9 protein-coding genes and 1 pseudogene are annotated in these 19684 nt (G+C 72.1%); 3 read left to right on the top strand and 7 right to left on the bottom strand.

Features of this window, described 5'->3' with window-relative positions; genetic code table 11:
- Positions 1–24: 24 nt before the first annotated feature.
- The 3 genes and pseudogenes from treS to ACSU6M_RS23715 all read right to left on the bottom strand — a co-directional run.
- Complete coding sequence (gene treS, locus ACSU6M_RS23705; protein ID WP_437072135.1) at positions 25–1725, bottom strand: maltose alpha-D-glucosyltransferase; 1701 nt, start codon at positions 1723–1725, stop codon at positions 25–27.
- Positions 1722–4247, bottom strand: coding sequence for an alpha-1,4-glucan--maltose-1-phosphate maltosyltransferase (locus tag ACSU6M_RS23710; RefSeq protein WP_437072137.1), 2526 nt, complete (start codon positions 4245–4247; stop codon positions 1722–1724). Before ACSU6M_RS23710 ends, treS begins: the two co-directional genes overlap by 4 nt.
- Positions 4248–4472: 225 nt before the next feature.
- Positions 4473–4745, bottom strand: a pseudogene (locus ACSU6M_RS23715) (S8 family serine peptidase); the annotation flags it as partial.
- A 304-nt stretch (positions 4746–5049) separates the two neighbouring features.
- Here ACSU6M_RS23715 and ACSU6M_RS23720 point away from each other — a divergent pair.
- The 3 genes from ACSU6M_RS23720 (at position 5050) to ACSU6M_RS23730 (ending at position 12831) form a co-directional block, all read left to right on the top strand.
- On the top strand, positions 5050–5415 hold the full coding sequence (locus tag ACSU6M_RS23720; protein ID WP_437072138.1) for a Pepco domain-containing protein: 366 nt from the start codon (positions 5050–5052) through the stop codon (positions 5413–5415).
- A gap of 52 nt (positions 5416–5467) precedes the next feature.
- Entirely contained in the window at positions 5468–10138 is a 4671-nt protein-coding gene (locus ACSU6M_RS23725; protein WP_437072139.1) for a wHTH domain-containing protein, read from the top strand.
- Positions 10139–10212: 74 nt separating this feature from the next.
- Entirely contained in the window at positions 10213–12831 is a 2619-nt protein-coding gene (locus ACSU6M_RS23730) for a glycosyltransferase family 1 protein (protein WP_437072141.1), read from the top strand.
- Between the two features lie 127 nt (positions 12832–12958).
- Here ACSU6M_RS23730 and ACSU6M_RS23735 read toward each other — a convergent pair whose 3' ends face one another.
- The 4 genes from ACSU6M_RS23735 to ACSU6M_RS23750 form a co-directional block, all read right to left on the bottom strand.
- Positions 12959–13456 carry a DUF1990 family protein gene (locus tag ACSU6M_RS23735; RefSeq protein WP_437072143.1) on the bottom strand — a complete coding sequence of 166 codons (498 nt, stop codon included), beginning with the start codon at positions 13454–13456 and terminating at the stop codon, positions 12959–12961.
- Between the two features lie 68 nt (positions 13457–13524).
- Positions 13525–15573: a M4 family metallopeptidase gene (locus tag ACSU6M_RS23740; protein ID WP_437072145.1), complete on the bottom strand. Its 2049-nt coding sequence runs from the start codon at positions 15571–15573 to the stop codon at positions 13525–13527.
- A 357-nt stretch (positions 15574–15930) separates the two neighbouring features.
- A complete protein-coding gene (locus ACSU6M_RS23745; protein WP_437072147.1) occupies positions 15931–17757 on the bottom strand; it encodes an ABC transporter ATP-binding protein in 1827 nt (608 codons plus the stop codon).
- Positions 17754–19409, bottom strand: coding sequence for an ABC transporter transmembrane domain-containing protein (locus ACSU6M_RS23750; protein WP_437072148.1), 1656 nt, complete (start codon positions 19407–19409; stop codon positions 17754–17756). Before ACSU6M_RS23750 ends, ACSU6M_RS23745 begins: the two co-directional genes overlap by 4 nt.
- Positions 19410–19684: the final 275 nt, after the last annotated feature.

Below are 19684 nucleotides of genomic sequence, written 5' to 3' on the forward strand. Positions count from 1 at the left end.
AAACCGCCGCCCCGCCCCGGGCTTCTAGACGGCGTCCTTGCGGAGCCGGAACCAGTAGAAGCCGTGGCCCGCCAGGGTCAGCAGGTACGGCAGTTCACCGATGGCCGGGAAGCGCACCCCGCCGATCAGCTCCACCGGATGGCGTCCGCTGAACGCCCGCAGGTCCAGCTCGGTGGGCTGGGCGAAGCGGGAGAAGTTGTTGACGCAGAGCACCAGGTCGTCGCCGTGCTCCCGCAGGAACGCCAGCACCGCCGGGTTGGTGGAGTGCAGTTCGGTGTACGAGCCGAGTCCGAACGCCAGGTTCTGCTTGCGGATCTCGATCATCCGGCGGGTCCAGTGCAGCAGCGACGAGGGCGACGACATGGACGCCTCGACGTTGGTGACCTGGTAGCCGTAGACCGGGTCCATGATGGTCGGCAGGAACAGGCGTCCGGGGTCGCACGAGGAGAACCCCGCGTTGCGGTCCGGGGTCCACTGCATCGGCGTCCGGACGGCGTCGCGGTCGCCGAGCCAGATGTTGTCGCCCATGCCGATCTCGTCGCCGTAGTAGAGGATCGGCGAGCCCGGCAGGGACAGCAGCAGGGCGGTGAACAGCTCGATCTGGTTGCGGTCGTTGTCCAGCAGGGGCGCCAGCCGCCGGCGGATGCCGATGTTGGCGCGCATCCGCGGGTCCTTGGCGTACTCCGCCCACATGTAGTCGCGCTCTTCGTCGGTGACCATCTCGAGCGTGAGCTCGTCGTGGTTGCGCAGGAAGATGCCCCACTGGCAGCCCGAGGGGATCGCCGGGGTCTTGGCGAGGATCTCCGAGACCGGGTAGCGGGATTCCCGCCGTACGGCCATGAAGATGCGCGGCATGACGGGGAAGTGGAACGCCATGTGGCACTCGTCCCCGCCGCTCTGGTAGTCGCCGAAGTAGTCGACGACGTCCTCCGGCCACTGGTTGGCCTCCGCCAGCAGCACCGTGTCCGGATAGTGGGCGTCGATCTCCTTCCGCACCCGCTTCAGGAAGTCATGGGTAGCCGGAAGGTTTTCGCAGTTGGTGCCCTCCTCGGCGTACAGATACGGCACGGCGTCCAGCCGGAAGCCGTCGATGCCGAGGTCCAGCCAGAACCGCAGCGCCGACAGGATCTCCTCCTGCACCGCCGGGTTCTCGTAGTTGAGGTCCGGCTGGTGCGAGAAGAACCGGTGGAAGAAGTACTGCCCCCGCACCGGGTCGAAGGTCCAGTTCGACACCTCGGTGTCGACGAAGATGATCCGCGCGTCCTGGTACTGCTTGTCGTCGTCGGCCCACATGTAGTAGTCGCCGTAGGGCCCCTCGGGGTCCCTTCTCGACTCCTGGAACCACGGGTGCTGGTCGCTGGTGTGGTTCATGACGAAGTCGATGATGACCCGCATGCCGCGCTGGTGGGCGGCGTCCACGAACTCCACGAAGTCCGCGAGGTCCCCGAACTCCGGCAGCACGGCCGTGTAGTCGGAGACGTCGTAGCCGCCGTCCCTGAGCGGGGACTGGAAGAACGGCGGCAGCCACAGGCAGTCGACGCCCAGCCACTGCAGATAGTCCAGCTTGGCCGTCAGGCCCTTGAGGTCCCCGACGCCGTCGCCGTTGCTGTCCTGGAAGGAACGGACCAGAACCTCGTAGAAGACCGCGCGCTTGAACCAGTCGGGGTCCCGGTCCTTGGCGGGGGTGTCCTCGAAGGTGTCCGGGACGGGCTCGTTGACGATCATTTTATGGGTGACCCTCCGATCTGCGGGGTGGACGGTCGCAGGACGGTCAGCACGTGCGCGGGCGCTCGGCCCGGTTCGAGACGTACGTAGTTGGCCCTGCCCCAGTGATAGGTCTCACCGGTGAGCTCGTCACGCACCGGCACCGACTCGTGCCAGTCCAGGCCGAGTTGCGGCATGTCCAACGAGACGGTGGCCTCCTGGGTGTGGTGGGGGTCGAGGTTGGCGACCACCAGAACCGTGTTCGATCCGCTCCTCTTCGAGTACGCGATCACCGCCTCCTGGTCGGCGTGGTGGAAGTGCAGGTTGCGCAGGTGCCGGAGGGCGGGGTTGGCCCTGCGGATCTGGTTGAGGCGGGTGATGAGGGGGGCGATGGTGTCGGGGGTGTCCCAGTCGCGGGGGCGCAGCTGGTACTTCTCGGAGTCGAGGTATTCCTCGCTGCCCTCGCGCAGCGGGGTGTTCTCGCACAGCTCGTAGCCGGAGTAGATGCCCCAGGTGGGGGAGAGGGTGGCGGCGAGGACGGCGCGGACCTCGAAGGCGGGGCGGCCGCCGTGCTGGAGGTAGGCGTGCAGGATGTCGGGGGTGTTGACGAAGAGGTTGGGGCGCATGTAGCTCGCGGCCTCGCCCGACAGCTCGCTCAGGTACTCGGTCAGCTCCTGCTTGGTGTTGCGCCAGGTGAAGTAGGTGTACGACTGCTGGAAGCCGATCTGGGCCAGGGTGTGCATCATCGCGGGGCGGGTGAACGCCTCGGCCAGGAAGATCACGTCCGGGTCGGTGCGGTTGATGTCGGCGATGACCCGCTCCCAGAACACCACCGGCTTGGTGTGGGGGTTGTCCACGCGGAAGATGCGCACGCCGGTGCTCATCCAGTGGCGCAGGACGCGCAGGGTCTCGGCGACGATGCCGTCCATGTCGGCGTCGAAGGCGAGGGGGTAGATGTCCTGGTACTTCTTCGGGGGGTTCTCGGCGTAGGCGATGGAGCCGTCGGGGCGGTGGTGGAACCACTCGGGGTGTTTGTGGACCCAGGGGTGGTCGGGGGAGCACTGCAGGGCGAAGTCCAGGGCGATCTCCAGGCCGTGGGACTGGGCCTGGCGCACGAACCAGGTGAAGTCCTCGATGGTGCCCAGTGCGGGGTGGACGGCGTCGTGGCCGCCTTCGGGCGAGCCGATGGCCCAGGGCACGCCGACGTCGTCGGGGCGGGGGTCGAGGGTGTTGTTGCGGCCTTTGCGGTGGGTGGTGCCGATGGGGTGGATCGGGGGGAGGTAGACGACGTCGAAGCCCATGGCGGCGATGGCGGGCAGGCGTCGGGCCGCGGTGCGGAAGGTGCCGTGGGGGTTGTCCGGGGTGCCTTCGGAGCGGGGGAAGAACTCGTACCAGGCGCCGTACAGGGCGCGTTCGCGTTCGACCAGGAGCGGCATCGGGTCCGAGGCGGTGACCAGGTCCCGCAGCGGGTGACGGGCCAGGACCGCGTCCACCTCCGGCGTCAACGCCGCCGCCAGCCGGGCGGCCGCCGGACGGCTCTCGTCGCGCAGGGCGTCGGCGGCGGCGAGCAGCACCTCGCGCATACCGTCCGCCTTCGGCGTGTCCACGGCCGCGCGCTCGTGCAGCCGCGCGCCCTCCTCCAGGACGAGGCCGGTGTCGATGCCCGCCGGCACCTTGATCTGCGCGTGGTGCCGCCAGGTGGCGATCGGGTCGCCCCACGCCTCGACGGTGAACGTCCACAGACCGGGCCGGTCGGCGGTCACCGTGGCGCCCCAGCGGTCGGTGCCGGGGGCCAGCTCGCGCATCGGGGTGTAGGAACCGGCCTTGCCGTCCGGGTCGGTCAGCACGACATTGGCCGATACCGCGTCATGCCCCTCGCGGAACACGGTGGCCGAGACCTCGAACGCCTCGCCGGTCACCGCCTTCGCGGGCCGCCGCCCGTGCTGGACGACCGGGCGGACGTCGAGGACGGGGATGCGGCCGATGGCCGTGGCGGGCTGCGGGGGCTTCTTGGCGGCGGGGGATTTCCTGGCGGTGGTCTTCCTCGCCTTGGGGGCGGCGGTCTTGGCGGGGGCGGGCCTGGTGGTGGGTTTGGTCGCGGTCTTGCCGGTGGCGGCCTTGCTGGTGGTGGCCTTGGCGGTCGCGGTCTTGCCGGTGGTGGCCTTGGCGGTCGTTGTCCTGCCGGTGGTGGCCTTGCCGGTCCCGCTCCTGCCGGTGGTGGTCTTGCCGGTGGTGGCCTTCGACGCCGTGCTCTTCGAGGCGCCGGCCTCGGCGGGCTCGGCCGGCGTGCTCTTGGCCGCCGCTGTCGCCTTCTTCGCCGCTGTCACCTTCTTCGCCGCCGCCTTCTTGGGCGTCGCGGCCTTCTTGGCGGTCGTGGAGCGCGGCCGGGGGGTCCTGGCCTGCTTCGCGGTGGCGCCTACGGGGGATTCACCGGAGCCGCCGGAGCCGACGGGACCGCCGGGGCCGCTCGGGGCGCTCGATGTGCTCTGGTCGCTGGGAGTACTGGGCGTCGGGAGTGCCGACGTGTGGTGCGTGGCGGGCATCACCGCTCCTGTCCGCGTCAACGTGGGTGGGCGGATGGCTGGGGGAGTGGTCCTGCGGGTGCGACCGCCGGGGTCCCTGTGGCGGGACCGGCGGGGTGTACCGCAGGAGCCTTCCCACCCTCTTCGGGTGGGCAATCCGGCACTTTGTTAACTACTCACGCGTATGTCTGCGCACAAGACCGGCCCCGTTCCGGGTGTGAACGGGGCCGTCCCATCGATCCGCCGTCACTGGTGCGCAGCGTGCAGAAGTTTGTTCGGCGAGCCGAGGCCCCTTCCGGACACTTTGCCGGAAGCCGCCCCCGTGGCCAAAGCCTGGGCGGCCGAAGCGGGTGAGGCTTTCGGATGTCCGGAAAGGAACACCGCAGCAGCCCCTGCCGCGTGCGCAGCGGCCATGGACGTACCGGAGAAAGTCACGCGCCCAGTGTCGTCGGAGCGCGCCGCCGACGGGATCGACACGCCGTGGCCGAACAGGTCAACTACCGGTCCACCGTTCGAAAACCCGGCGCGGCCGCTGCCCGATCCGTACGTCCGTGGCCACGTTCACAGGTCCCCTCCTCGACCGGGTGCACGGCGAGGCCCGCGCGCCCTCCCGCGGCCCTGCGCGCCCGGCGCACGCCCACAAGGCCGCCGACGGGGGCCGAAACCGGCCAGATCCCAGGGAACCGTCCCTTCGGGGCGAGGGCGGTTCCCGACTCCGGGCGGCTGCTCGAACGGCGGGCGGGTGTCCCCGACTGGCCCTGTACACGCACCTGTTGGGCCTATGATCGGCCCGAACCTGGCGAACGAGTGTGGGGGAGTCGGCATGGAGTCGTACACCGGGGATGTCGTGGAGGAGCTGGAGTTCCTGGTGGCCGACGGCGGTCCCGGCGACACCCGCGACAAGTCGTTCGCCCGTGGCGGGGGCGAGGACGGGACACGGGTGCGGCGCCAGGCGTTCAAACCCGCCGACCTCAACGCCCAGCTGACCCGCACGCTGAACGGCCTGCGGGTGGCCTTCGACGGGCTCCAGCAGGCCGGCCCCGAGGGCTGGGGCATCTCCGAGGTGCAGGTGTCCTGCCAGCTCACCGCGTCCGGGCAGCTCGTCGTGCTCGGCGTCGGCGGCCAGGCCCAGCGCACCGGCGCCATCCAGCTGACACTGACCCCGCGGCCGGCCGGCGGTGACCGCTAGCGGAGGCGGACCGGGCGGTGGAGAGCGGCGGTTCCGCGCGCTTCTCGTGGGCGTGGACACCTACCGCGACAACCGCTTCCGGCCGCTGCGCTTCATCCCCACCGAACTGCGGGCCCTGGCCGAGGCGCTGAAGCAGGCCGACTACCAGGAGGCCGAGATCCTCGAAGCCGGGCAGATGCACGTGCAGGCGATCGAGGACGAGATCGAGCGGTACGTGCGCGACGCCGCGCCCGGCGACCACCTGCTGCTCGTGCTGTCGGGACACGGCTTCCACCACGACGGCACGGACTACCTCGTCACCGGGCCAGCCCTGTACGACTCGCGGCGCTTCCACAGCCATTGCCTGCGCATCGAGTTCGGCACCTTCCTGCGGGCGTCGTACGCCGCGCAGCTCGTCGTCGCCGTGGACGCCTGCCGGGACCCCCTGGAGACATACACCAAGTCCGTCGGCGACGCCTTGGCCTGGGGCCACGGCGACACCGGCTACGACGGTCACGACGCGGCCGAGCCGAGATACGCCCACCTCTACGCCTGCGCCCGCTACGGCACCGCGGGCTACGGCTTCGCCGCCGAGCCGGGGGAGCCCGGGCACCCGCCCGGCGACGAGAAGGACACCGGGTTCTCCTACTTCACCCGCGCCCTCACGGAGCTGGCGGGCGACACCTCGGCGCCCGGCACTCTCGCCGCGCTGGAACCCCACCTCGACGCGCGCGTCCGCACGATCGCGCGGCAGGACCGGGGCCACTCCGACCAGGGCGTCCAGATCACCTACGCCACCGGCAAGGACGGCCTGGTGCTCTTCCCCGCACGCGGTGCGGCGGCCGCGCGGCGCCGGACCGGCGAGCACCCCTGGGAGAAGGAGGCCCGCGGGCACGAGGCATGGCGCCGGGTGCGGGCCGGAAAACTGTCCGACACCGAGCGGGACGAGGCGGTCGAGCAGGTGCGCGCCGCGGTCGCCCGGCTGGCCGGGCACTGGGGGCACGAGACCGACGAGGCGGACGCGTGGCTGGAGCGGCACGGGGACGTGTGGCGGCCCGCCGGGTGCGAGAGCCGCATGGAGCGGTTCGTCGGCACGATGCTGCACGGCACGACGGGGCCCGCACGCGACCTCAGCCTCACCGAGGCCGCCCTGCTCGTCCTGGGGCCCTACCTGTTCACCGCGTTCGGCACCCGCCTCGCGTACCTCGCCCGCGACCTGCGCCCCTGGACCCTGGAGGAGGGACCCGGCGCCGACACCGACTGCGGCTTCGCCACCCGTGGCGCCTTCGAGCGGTACTGCTCCGGCCACCGGGCCCTGCAGGACCGCGAGCGGCGAGCCCGCCAGCGCGGCCGGGAGGACGAGGCCCGTGCCGTCGCCTGGTGGCTGTCCCGGCAGTGGCTGCTGCGCCTGCCCGCCACGAGGGACGCCGTACGCCGGTCCGGGATCGCCGGCCTGGACCTCCTGCCCGAGGAGCCGGAGTTCGCGCCGCCCCTGGTCGGCCACGTCCTCGACCCCGCCCGGCTGTGGCGGCTGGTGGAGCTGATCGGCCTGGACCTGGAACGGACGGGGACCGCGGAGCCGGACACGGTGGCGGCCGCCTACGCCCACGAGCACACGGTCGACTGGGGCCGGATCGCCACCCTGCTGACCATCGCCCACCACATGGCCGTGGACCCGGTCCTGCTGCCCTCCCTGGTCGCCGAGCACCTCGGCATCAGCGCCCCGGTCGACGGCACCGCCTTCCGGGCGGCGTTGCGCACCCTCACCTGGCAGCCCGACGGACCGCGCCGGGTGCTCTCCGCGCAGTGCCCGCACGAGGCCGTCGAACTCGCCCTGCACCAGCACACCGAGGCGCTGGACCGCACGGTGCGAGCCCTGCAGGCGCGCCCCGACGGCACGGACCTCACCGCGTGGGGCGTCCCGACCGGTTTCGGCTCCGGCCGGGTCGCCGCCGCACCCGGAGCGGACGGCAGGCCCCGCTACGACGCGGCCGACGTCCGCTTCCGGCTCGACGGCGACCGGGTCCGTGACCTGCTCATGGGCGAACAGCTCTACCGCGACCGCACGCTCGCCCTGCGCGAGCTGTACCAGAACGCGCTGGACGCCTGCCGGTACCGCAGGGCGCGCACACAGCTGTGGAACCGCCGCCGCCCGGAGGACCGGGTCGACTGGCAGGGCGAGATCGAGTTCGGCCAGGGCGTGGACGACGACGGCCGCGCCTACATCGAGTGCCGCGACAACGGCATCGGCATGGGACGCAACGAACTGCGCCGCCTCTTCGCCTTCGCCGGCAACCGGTTCGTGGAGGAACGGGAGTTCCTCGGGGAGTGGGCCGAGTGGGACGAGGCGGGCATCGAGTTCCATCCGAACAGCCGCTTCGGCGTGGGCGTCCTCAGCTATTTCATGCTCGCCGACGAGATCCGGGTGAGCACCGTCCGGCTCGGCAGGGAAATGACAGTCGGTGAACGGCTGATCGTCCATATCGACGGCCCCGGCGCCCTGTTCCGCATACAGTCCGCGGGGCCCGCCGTACGGGCCGGCACGGCTGTACGGCTGTATCTGCGCGACCCCGCCGAGAAGATCTCCTGCGGGGAGGTGCTACGGCGGCAGCTGTGGGTGTCCGACTTCGATGTGACGGTACGGGAGGAGGGCCGGGAGGAGCTCCGCTGGCGCGCCGGGGAGCTGTCGGCGTACGTCGGTCCCGACCGGGCGGATTCCCTCACCAGGTCGTGGCACTCGCCGGACGGCGATACGGTCGCGCCGTACAACGCCGGAGACGGTGTGTGGTGGTGCCCCGGTGGCGGGGCCGTGCTCGCGGACGGGCTGTGGGCGGGCGAGGACCGGTTCGGGGTGGTCGTGAACCTCACCGGGAAACACGCTCCGACTCTCACCGTCGACCGGACGGCGATGCTGGACGATCACGAGGAGTTCGTGAGCCGGCTCCTGACGGCCAAGATCCCCGCGCTGTTCGAGGAAGACGCGCGGGTGCTGTCGCTGGAGTGGTTGCAGGCGCTGATGCTCGGGGGCTGGGCCCACGAGGGGCGGAGACTGCCCGTGGGGCAGGCCCCGGACGCGCTGCAGGGCCTGCTGGCCGACCGTATCGCGCAGCAGGTGGTCGCCCGGGGGACTCGGCTGCCGCTGCGGACCCGCTCCGGCGCGGTACTGCCGGTGGACCCCGCTGCCGTCGGCTGCTGCCCCGCCGACAAGTGGCTGGTCGAGCAGCATCCGCCGACCGGAGCGGGGGAGGTGGTCACGGAGGACCAGGACGCCCTGGGCGAATGGCGGGCGCGGGTATGGGCCGCCGCCGATCCGGGCTCCGGAGTACGGGCGCCACAGCTCCTGGGCGGCCGGCCGACCGACGATCTGCTGCTGGAATACGTCGGCGAGGAGAACGAGCTGCTGCCGGGGGCCCTGGTCGCCACGGTACGGCGCAGCGGACTGCCCTTCGACTACGTGGTGGACCGGCTGCGCGACCTGGGCGTCTCTCTGCCGGAGCAGGCGCACCTCGAGCGCCTGGCCGCCGCCCTCGCATCCGACGGGGAGGTTCCGCGCAGCCTCGCGAAGATGCTCAGCCGCGATGCCGACGCCCTGCCGCCGTGGTTCCGTCCGGGTGAGGAGGTGAACGCCGAGTATCTGAGCGTGGACGGATGCGATCCCCGCACCGCCGCGCCTCTGGTCGCCGCGCTGGGGTTCCGCGTGCCCTCCGAGCAGGCACTGGACGCATGGCTGCGGGACAGCCGGTCCTTGCGCCGAAGGGTGCTGCGCAGGAAGCTCCGACCCGGCGGTGCCGATCTGCCCCGGGACCAGCCCGTACCCCTGGCTCACCTGGTCCTCGCGGCGAAGGTGTTCCCCGGGCGGGCGAACCAGATCGCCGAGGCCCTGAGGGCCGCCGGACACCGTCTCCCACCGCTGCCCCTACCTCAGCACGCCGACCCCGCCGACCTGCGGCTCCTCAGCCTCTACGGCAACGGGGACCCGCCGTGGCGCACAGTGGGCGAAGCGCCGCCACTGCACCATGTGTTCAGCGTCTCCCGCAGTACCGGCCTGACCGCGGACGATCTGGTGCGGCGACTCGCCCGGCTCGGCTTCACACCCCCTGAGCTGCCCGCCTCCGAGGGACGGGAGGTCTACGAGCGCCTGAACCACTTCCTGGAGACCCGCTACGGGTACGAGTCCGGACGACCGCTGCCGGGGTCGGCGGTCGTGACCCTGGCCGCGGAGTACGACATATCCGAGGCGGATGTCGTGGGGCACCTGAAGACCCTCGGCTACCTCGTGCACGACCTGGACGACCACCCGCGTCGGCCCGACGACTACACCGACCTGGTCCTGCTGAGCCGCCACTACAACGGCACAGAGCCATGGCTGGACGCCGGACGGCAGGTGCCGTGGCATCACGTGCTGCGCGCCGCCGCCCGCACGCGACGACCCCACGGGGACATCACGGCGGCCCTGAGCCGCTACGGCTACGAGGTGGCGCCCGAACCGCTGCGAGGGAACTGGACACCCGCCGAGGACCTGGCGCTCCTGTGTCTGATCCAGCACGGCCTCACCACCGGCCGCTGGCTCCCCGCCGACAAACCCGTCCCCCTCACCCACATCCTCTACACCGCCCACCGCCTCAGCCGCACCCCGCACGAGGTGGCCCGCCGTCTCGAACAGTTCGGGCACCGCCTCCCCGAGGACGTCGAGTTCAAGGAAACCGCCACACGCTCGGGACACGCCCCACCAACCGTGAAGTAACCACTACCGTCGATGACGACGACGGGACGCACGCCGACGTGTGTCCCTCCTGCGCGCGTTCGACGAGGTGGAATGTGAAGGCGATCCGTCGGTTCACTGTCCGGCCCGTGCTCCCCGAACCCCTGAGGCCCCTGAGCGATCTGGCACGCAATCTGCGCTGGTCGTGGCACGCCGAGACGAGAGACCTCTTCCAGTCGGTGGACCCCGAGCGGTGGGCCGCGTCGGACGGTGACCCCGTACGGCTGCTGGGCAGTGTGCCGCCGAGGCGGCTGGCCGAGCTCGCCGAGGACCGCCGCTTCCTGCGCCGGCTGACCGCGGCCGTCGACGACCTGGGCGACTATGTGCACGGCGACCGCTGGTACCAGGCGCAGCCCGCCGGGCTGCCCGCCGCCGTCGCCTACTTCTCGCCCGAGTTCGGCATCACCGCCGCCCTGCCCCAGTACTCCGGGGGCCTCGGCATCCTGGCCGGCGACCACCTCAAGGCCGCCAGCGACCTGGGAGTGCCGCTGATCGGGGTCGGCCTGCTCTACCGGCACGGATACTTCCGCCAGACCCTCTCCCGCGACGGCTGGCAGCAGGAGCACTACCCCGTCCTCGACCCGCACGAGCTGCCGCTTGCCCTCCTGGAGGAGCCCGACGGCAGCCCCGCCCAGGTGTCCCTCGCCCTGCCCGGCGGCCGGGCGCTGCACGCCAGGGTCTGGCTCGCGCAGGTCGGCCGGATCCCGCTGCTGCTGCTCGACTCCGACGTCGAGGAGAACGACCTCGGTGAACGCGGTGTCACCGACCGGCTCTACGGCGGCGGCAGCGAGCACCGGCTGCTCCAGGAGATGCTGCTCGGCATAGGAGGTGTCCGGGCGGTGCGCACGTACTGCCGGCTGACCGGGCACGCCGAGCCGGAGGTGTTCCACACCAACGAGGGGCACGCCGGGTTCCTCGGCCTGGAGCGCATCGCCGAACTGTGCGAGAAGGGGCTGGACTTCGACTCCGCGCTGGAGGCGGTGCGGGCCGGGACCGTCTTCACCACGCACACCCCCGTGCCCGCCGGCATCGACCGCTTCGACCGCGAGCTGGTCGCCCGGCACTTCGGCCCCGGCGCCGAACTCCCCGGCATCGACGTCGAACGCGTCCTGCGCCTCGGCATGGAGACCTACGCCGGTGGCGAGCCCAACCTCTTCAACATGGCCGTGATGGGCCTGCGTCTGGCCCAGCGCGCCAACGGCGTCTCCCTGCTGCACGGCCACGTCAGCCGCGAGATGTTCTCCGGCCTGTGGCCCGGCTTCGACCCCGACGAGGTGCCGATCACCTCCGTCACCAACGGTGTGCACGCCCCGACCTGGGTCGCCCCCGAGGTCCTGAAGCTCGGCACCCGGCAGGTCGGCGTCCAGCGCACCGAGGACGCGCTCACCGTCGGTGACTCCGACCGCTGGGACGCCGTCGCCGACATCCCGGACCAGGAGATCTGGGACCTGCGCCGGGGCCTGCGCGAGCAGCTGGTCACGGAGGTACGGTCCCGGCTGCGGGCCTCTTGGCGCCAGCGCGGCGCCGGTACCGCCGAACTCGGCTGGATCGACGGTGTCCTGGACCCGGACGTCCTCACCATCGGATTCGCGCGGCGCGTCCCGTCGTACAAGCGCCTGACGCTCATGCTCCGCGACCGCGACCGGCTGATGGACCTGCTGCTGCACCCCGAGCGGCCGGTGCAGATCGTCGTCGCGGGCAAGGCGCACCCGGCGGACGACGGCGGCAAGCGGCTGATCCAGGAGCTGGTGCGGTTCGCCGACGACCCGCGCGTGCGCCATCGCATCGTCTTCCTGCCCGACTACGGCATGGCGATGGCGCAGAAGCTCTATCCGGGCTGCGACATCTGGCTGAACAACCCCCTGCGCCCGCTGGAGGCGTGCGGCACGAGCGGGATGAAGGCCGCCCTCAACGGCTGCCTCAACCTCTCGGTGCTGGACGGCTGGTGGGACGAGTGGTTCCAGCCCGACTTCGGCTGGGCGATCCCCACCGCGGACGGCGCCGGCACCGACGCCGACCGCCGCGACGCCATCGAGGCCGCCGCCCTGTACGACCTGCTGGAGCAGCGGATCGCCCCGCGCTTCTACGAACGCGGTCGGCAGGGGCTGCCCGAGCGGTGGATCGAGATGGTCCGCCAGACCCTCACCCTGCTCGGCCCGAAGGTGCTGGCGGGCCGCATGGTCCGCGAGTACGTGGAACGCCTCTACACGCCCGCCGCGCACGCCCACCGGGCGATGGACGCCGGCTCGGCCCGTGAACTGGCCGTGTGGAAGGCACGGGTGCGCCGGGCGTGGCACGGGGTCGCCGTGGACCACCTGGAGACCTCCGCGGCCACGGCCACCGCCGAGCTGGGCTCCACCCTCACCCTGCGGGTCCGCGTCCGCCTCGGCGACCTCGCCCCCGACGACGTCGAGGTGCAGGCCGTCTCCGGCCGCGTCGACTCCGACGACCGCATCACCGACGCGGCGACGGTCGCCCTGAAGCCGACGTCAGGCCCCGACCTGGAGGGCGGCTGGTGCTACGAGGGCCCGCTCTCCCTGGACCGCACGGGTCCCTTCGGGTACACGGTCCGCATCCTTCCGGCGCATCGGCTGATGGCGTCGAGTGCGGAGCTGGGGCTGCTGGCGGTCCCGTCGGGGGAGCTGGTGGAGGCGGCGGGGGTGCTGATGAGGTGACGCGGGTCTGAGCACTTCCCCGCGCCCCGGAAAAGGGACGTTCAGCGGACCTACCTCAAGGGGCGCGGGGAACTGCGCGACCAGCCACGACATACCCGCAGCCCGCAACGCGCAGAAGCCCCGCCCCCTAACCGGCACACAACTCCCGCAACACCTTCCCGCACCGGCGTGCGTACGCATGCTGCAAGCTCCGGGTCGCAGGCCCCCCCGCCCGCGCATACCACTTGGCCCCCCGGCTGAACGCCGACACGGTGAGCCACACCGTGCCGTCCCCCGTCCGTTCCACGACGAACGCCTCCTCACCGCACTCCGGGTGACCGGCCAGCGTGCCGTACGCCCATCCTGCCCGCCGGGGCTCGTCGACCGTCCAGACCACCCGACAGGGCGCCTTGATCACCCCGGCGAGGGTGACGGTGACGTCGACGCCCTCATCCGCCCGCTCGGCGCTCGCGTCGATCCCGACGCCCAGCGCCCGGTGCATCTCCCAGGTGCACACGGCCTCCGCGGCCCGCCGGAACACCGCCTCGCCCTCCCCGATCCGGGTACGGACGTGCAGCGGGTGGAAGCCGGGCGGACAGTAGCCGGCACGACGTGTCGCGCCGACCTCGTCATAGGTGAAGGACATGCCACCCAAGACTAAGCCGCCCCGGCGGCGAGCACCGGGGCGGCAGAGGGACGTGCGTCACATACGGTCTACGGGAACGTCAGGCTCCAGGCGTTGATGTACCCGGTGTCGATCGCCGCGTTGTCCTGGACCCGCAGCAGCCATGTGCCGTTGGCGACCTCGGAGGAGGCGTTCACGGTGTACGTGGTGTTGATGTTGTCCGCGCTGCCGCCGGTGCCGTACGCCTTCAGCGTGTACGCCGTGCCGTCGGGCGCGACCAGCTGCACCTGGAGGTCGCCGATGTAGGTGTGCACGATGTCCACGCCCACCTGGAGGTTGCTCGGCGCGTTGCCGGTGCGGCCGGTGACGGTGATCGGCGAGGTGACCGCGGCACCCCGGTCCGGGATGGAGACGTCGGTGGTGTTCTCGAACGTCGTGCCGCCGCCCCCGCCGGAGCGCGAGCCGACCGCGACGCCCGCCCACGCGTCCTGCACCGCCTTGTACTCGGCGCTGGTCGTGCCGTACAGCTCACCGGCGACCGCGAGGGTGCCGGTGCGGGCGCCCGCGTAGTTGGTGTTGGAGGTGAACTTGGTGGTGAGCGCCTTGAACCAGATCTGCTCCGCCTTGGCGCGGCCGATGCCGGTCACCGGCAGGCCGTCCGCGGTCGGCGAGTTGTAGCTGACGCCGTTGATGACCTTGGCGCCGCTGCCCTCGCTCAGCAGGTAGAAGAAGTGGTTCGCGGGGCCCGACGAGTAGTGCACGTCGATCGAGCCGATGCCCGAGTACCAGTTGTCCTTGGACGCGCCGTCCTTGCTGGGCTTGTCCATGTAGCGCAGCGGGGTGCCGTCGCCGTTGATGTTGATCTCCTCGCCGATGAGGTAGTCACCGACGTCGGAGGAGTTGTTGGCGTAGAACTCGACGGCCGTGCCGAGGATGTCGGAGGTGGCCTCGTTCAGACCGCCGGACTCGCCGCTGTAGACCAGCTTGGCGGTCGCCGAGGTCAGGCCGTGCGTCATCTCGTGGGCGGCCACGTCGATGGAGACCAGCGGGTTGGCGTTGCCGGAGCCGTCGCCGTAGGTCATGCAGAAGCAGCCGTCGGACCAGAAGGCGTTGACGTAGTTGTTGCCGTAGTGGACGCGCGAGTACGCGCCGACGCCGTCGCCGCGGATGCCGTTGCGGCCCTGCGCCTTGTAGTAGTCCCAGGTCAGCGCGGCCCCGTAGTGGGCGTCGGCGCCGGCCGACTCCAGGTTGGACGGGGTGCCGTTGCCCCAGACGTCGTCGGGGCCGGAGAAGAGGGTGCCGGTGCCGGAGGTGCCCCGGTTGAGGTTGTACGTCTTGTGGTTGCCGCGCGCCCCGTCGGTGAGGTTGTACGTCGAGCCCGACTGGGTGGTGGTCAGCGGGACGGTGCCGCTGTAGACGGTGTGGCCGGTGCCGTTCTGGACGGCCTCCCACTCGTACAGCTTCTCGCCGGTGGTGGCGTCGGTGACGACATGCAGTTCCTGGGGGGTCCCGTCGTGCTGGAGGCCGCCGACGACCGTCTCGTAGGCGAGGGTGGGCTTGCCGGTGGCGGCCCAGATCACCTTGCGCGGGGCGCGGTCGACGTCCGCGTCCTTGGCGTGCTCGGCCTCGGCGGCGCCGAGGGCCTGCTTCTCGGCGCGGCCGGCGGCGACGGACGGGGTCAGCGAGGTCACCTTGATGGTGGCTCGGGTCGCCTTGACCACGCCCTCGCGGGTGCCGTCCTTCGCGGTGGCGACGATCAGGTCGCCGCCGAGCACCGGGAGGCCCGCGTAGGTGCGCTCGTAGCGGGTGTGCAGGGTGCCGTCGGCGTCCTTGACCACGTCACGGACGACCAGCTTCTCCCGGGCGCCGAGGCCGAGGTCCTGCGCGGTGTCCGCGGTGCCGGCCTGCGCGTCGCGGATCAGCTCCGCGCGCTGGGCGGGGGTGAGCTTGGCGGGTACGGCGCCCGGGTTCGGCTTGCCCGCGGCCACCGGCGACTGCTCGGGGGCGGCGGAGGCGGAACCGGCCTGGACGGCGGCGGCCAGCAGCGCGGAGACGCCCACGAGGGCGACGGCGGCGGCCTTGCGGTGCAGGTGGTGCGGGGTGTGGGAGGTGCGTCTGTGGGAGGAACTGCGTCTCAACACTGACTCCTTCTGCGGGCCGCGGGATGCGCGACCGGGGGAGACCGGGCAGCGGGTGGGCCGTCCGGGCAGAACGGGGTGGTGCGTGAACAACCACGTGCGTCGGAGCAGTGGCCATGACCCCAGCGGACGGTGGGGTTGCTGCGGGTCGGCCGTGGGAAGAGTGGCAGGCGACGAGGCGTTCTGTCAGGACCGCGTCAAGAGATTGGCTGGAAATCGTCCGTTGTCCGGGAGTTCACGTCCGCTATGCGGACGCGTCACCTGACGGGATCCGGCCCGCCGTCACCTGACGGGATCCGGCCCGCCGTCACCCGACGAGATCCGGCTCCGCGTCGCCTGACGGGATCCAGCTCCCCGTCACCTGAGGGACTCCGGTTCCCCGTGCCAGGTCCGCCACAGCCGCGCATACGCCCCGTCCGCCGCCACCAGCTCCTCGTGCGTGCCCAGTTCGGTGAGCCGGCCGTCCTCCATCACGGCCACCCGGTCCGCGTCGTGCGCGGTGTGCAGCCGGTGCGCGACCGCGATGACCGTACGTCCGCGCAGTACGGCGGCCAGGGCGCGCTCGGCGTGCCGGGCCGTCGCGGGGTCCAGCAGCGCCGTGGCCTCGTCGAGGACGAGGGTGTGCGGGTCGGCCAGCACGACACGGGCGAGCGCCAGTTGCTGGGCGCGCGGGCCGTCGACCCGGCTGCCCGGACCGGCCGGCTCGGCGTCCAGGCCGCCCGGCAGCTCCCGCACCCACGCGTCGGCGCCGACCGTGGCCAGCGCGGCCCACAGCCGCTCGTCGTCGGCGTCCGGCGCGGCGATGCGCAGATTGTCGCGAACCGTACCGAGGAAGACATGGTGCTCCTGGGTGACCAGGACGACCTGCCGCCGCAGCTGCTCCGGGTCCAGCGCGGCCACCGGCACCCCGCCCACCGTCACCGAGCCCTCGGTCGGCGCGTCCACGCCCGCCAGCAGCCGGCTCAGCGTCGTCTTCCCGGCCCCGGACGGCCCGACCACCGCGAGCCGCTCCCCGGGCCGCACCGTCAGATCCACGCCGCGCAGCACCTCGCCGCCCCGGCCGTAGGAGTAGCGCACGCCGGACACCTCGATCCGGTCGTCCGCCGGTGCCGGCGAGCGTTCCGGGGCCGCGCCCCCGGCCTGCGCCAGCCCCTCCACGCGCGCGAAGGAGGCGCCGCTGGACTGGAGCTGCTCCACCCGCATCAGGATCTGGTCCAGCGGATCGGCGAACCGGTACATGTAGAGGGCCGCCGCCACCACCGAGCCGAGGCTCACCGCGTCATGGGCGTGCAGCACACCGCCGAGCAGCAGGACGCCGGCCACGGGCAGGATGTACGACAGCTCCACCGCCGGGAAGAACACCGACCGCAGGAACAGCGTGTGCTCGCGGGTGCGGCGGGACTCTTCGAGCGCGTCCCGGCTCGCCGCGATGCGGTGGGCGGCGAGGCCGAACGCCTCGACCGTACGGGCGCCGGCCGCCGTCGCGGAGAGGACCTCGGCCACCTGCGAGTTGGCCGCGCCCTCCTTGAGGTAGGCGTCGCGGGCCCTTCTCAGGTACCAGCGCAGCGCCCAGTGGACCGGCCCGAGGCAGAGGATGCCGACGGCGCCGAGGAGGGGGTCCACGGCGAAGACCGCGCCCAGGATGAACAGCGCCTGCACGGCATTGACCAGCAGGTCCGGCCCGGCGTCCCGCAGGGTGGCGCCCACCGCGGCCACGTCCGCGGTGCCGCGTGCCGTCAGATCCCCGGTGCCGGCCCGCTCCACCGTCGAGGAGGGCAGCGCGAGTGCCCTGTCGACGAACTGTTCGCGCACCCTCGCCAGCGTGCGCTCCCCGAAGCGGTGGGCCACATAGCGGGCCCAGCGGGTCAGCAGCAGCTGGGCCACCGCGCACAGCAGGATGGCCAGCGCCAGGCGGTCCACCACCGATACGCCGGCTCCGCCCCGTACCTCGTCGATGATCCGGCCCAGGAGCCAGGGGGCGGCGACCGCGGCCGCCGCGGCCGCGGCGTTCAGGGCGAGGGTGGCGGCGAAGGCGCGCCCGTCCGCGCGGACGAGGTCGAGTGCGGCGCGGCGTACCTGGTGCGCAGTGGCTACGGGGAGGGGGCCTGTGCCCTCGGCCGTCTGCCGCGTGCCGGTCCGTCGTGCCCTGTCGCGCGGTTCCCCGTGTCTTTTTCCTGCCGTCATCTCGCCACCAACGCCCGGTATCCGGGCTCCGTCCTCAGCAGTTCCGTGTGGGTGCCGGTGGCCGCGGTCTTGCCGTCGACCAAGTAGTGGACCGTGTCCGCCTGGTCCAGCACCAAGGGGGACGTCGTCGTCACCACCGTCGTACGGCCCCGGCGGGCCGCCTTCACGCGTTCCGCCACCTTCGCCTCCGTGTGGGCGTCCAGGGCCGAGGTGGGCTCCACGGCCAGCAGGACCTCGGGGTCGGCCAGGAGCGCCCGCACCAGGCGGATCCGCTGACGCTGCCCGCCGGAGAGACTGCGGGCCTGGGCGTCGATCGCCGAGTCGAGGCCGTCCGGGAGGCCCTGCACGATGTCCTCGGCGACCGCCGCGTGGAAGGCCGCGGTGTCGTCGCCGCCCACGACCTCCCTCAGCGGCCCCGCGAACAGATCCGCCTCCGCGTCGGCGAGGAGGATGCGGGAGCGGACCTGGGGCAGCGGCACGTCGCACAGGAGCACGTCGCCCCAGGTGACGTCCGACGGCGTGTAGCGGGCCAGCCGTTCGACGACCTCCGCCGCGTCGGAGGGGCGCCCGCCCGCCAGTGCCGTCAGCCCGCCGGGTCGCACCGTCACCCCCGAGGCCGGGTCGTGCAGGGCCGCCGGTCCGGCGGGGGCGTCGGACGTGCCGGAGTCCGGCGCGGGCTCCAGGCGCAGGAAGCGGACGACGCGGTCGGCGGCCACCAGCGCACGGCTGATCTGCCCGCTGCACTCGACGAGGAACGACACCGGCCACATCAGGGCCGCCACATAGCCGTACACCGAGACCAGTTCGCCGACCGTGATCTCGCCCCGCGCCGCCAGCCGCGCCCCGAACCAGGTCAGCACCGCGACGAACAGCACCGGCAGCCCGGCCCCCAGGGACTCCATCCAGCTGGTCACCGCGCCCACCCGGTAGCCCTGCGCCCGCAGGGACCGGGAGTCACGGCGGAAGGCGCCCGCGACCAGCTCCTTGCCGCCCAGCCCGCCCAGCACCCGCAGCCCGCCCGCGAGGTCGGCGATCCGCGCGGTCAGCACCCCCTGGCGCTCGCGGTACTCGGACTCACGGCCCTGGAGCCGTCTCATCAGCGGCCCCACGACCAGCGCCAGCACCGGCACCCCGAGCAGCACCAGCACCGCCAGCGGCGGCGACACCGACAGCAGCAGCGCCGCGACGGCCGCGAAGGCGATCAGCGCGCCGAAGCCCGGCCCCACGGCGGTCAGCGACGTGGCGATCGTCCGGACGTCGCCCACGCCGATGGTCACCACCTCCCCCGCGCCGGTCCCCCGGCGCAGCTCCGCGCCCAGCCGCACGCAGTGGTCCACGAGCACCTGCACCGTGCGGAAGTTGGCGTCCATCCGCACCCGGGTCATCGTGCGGTGCCGCAGGATCCCCACCCAGGCGGTGAGCGCGGCCACCGCCACCAGCGCCCCGCACCAGCCGGCCAGCGCCCCGAAGTCGCCCGTCTCCAGCCCCTCGTCGATCGCCCGTGACATCAGATACGGCGTCGCGGCCAGCAGCGTCATCCACACGCTGGCCAGCACGGCCCCCGCCGCAGACCGCCCCGCCTGCCGCATCACCAGCCACCACAAGTAGCGCCCGGCACTTCGGCAGTCGGGTGTGCCCGGGTCCTCGTACACGTTCCTCCCCCGCCCGTAGATCCCCCGTGATCGTAAGCACTGGACCTCGCGAAGGGCGGGTACCAGGGCTCGGTGCGCACCGACGGATGACAGAAAACTGAAAAAACAGAGCTGGACGGAAGGCGTGGAGGGGCTGCTGAGCTGCCGCAATCCACCCACTGATGGCTGAAGAATCCGCATATATCGGGCAGCTGATCTGCGCCGGTCCGGTCGTGATGTGAGAGCGGTGGTTTCAATAAAGATTGACTCCGCGCGGAGATCGTGTGAATGATGCT

Source organism: Streptomyces sp. enrichment culture, from assembly GCF_964272895.1.
GTDB lineage: Bacteria > Actinomycetota > Actinomycetes > Streptomycetales > Streptomycetaceae > Streptomyces.

Coding starts and splice junctions, on each gene's coding strand:
- treS (WP_437072135.1), bottom strand. CDS start 1,725: ATGATCGTCAACGAGCCCGTCCCGGACACCTTCGAGGACACCCCCGCC.
- ACSU6M_RS23710 (WP_437072137.1), bottom strand. CDS start 4,247: ATGCCCGCCACGCACCACACGTCGGCACTCCCGACGCCCAGTACTCCC.
- ACSU6M_RS23720 (WP_437072138.1), top strand. CDS start 5,050: ATGGAGTCGTACACCGGGGATGTCGTGGAGGAGCTGGAGTTCCTGGTG.
- ACSU6M_RS23735 (WP_437072143.1), bottom strand. CDS start 13,456: ATGTCCTTCACCTATGACGAGGTCGGCGCGACACGTCGTGCCGGCTAC.
- ACSU6M_RS23745 (WP_437072147.1), bottom strand. CDS start 17,757: ATGACGGCAGGAAAAAGACACGGGGAACCGCGCGACAGGGCACGACGG.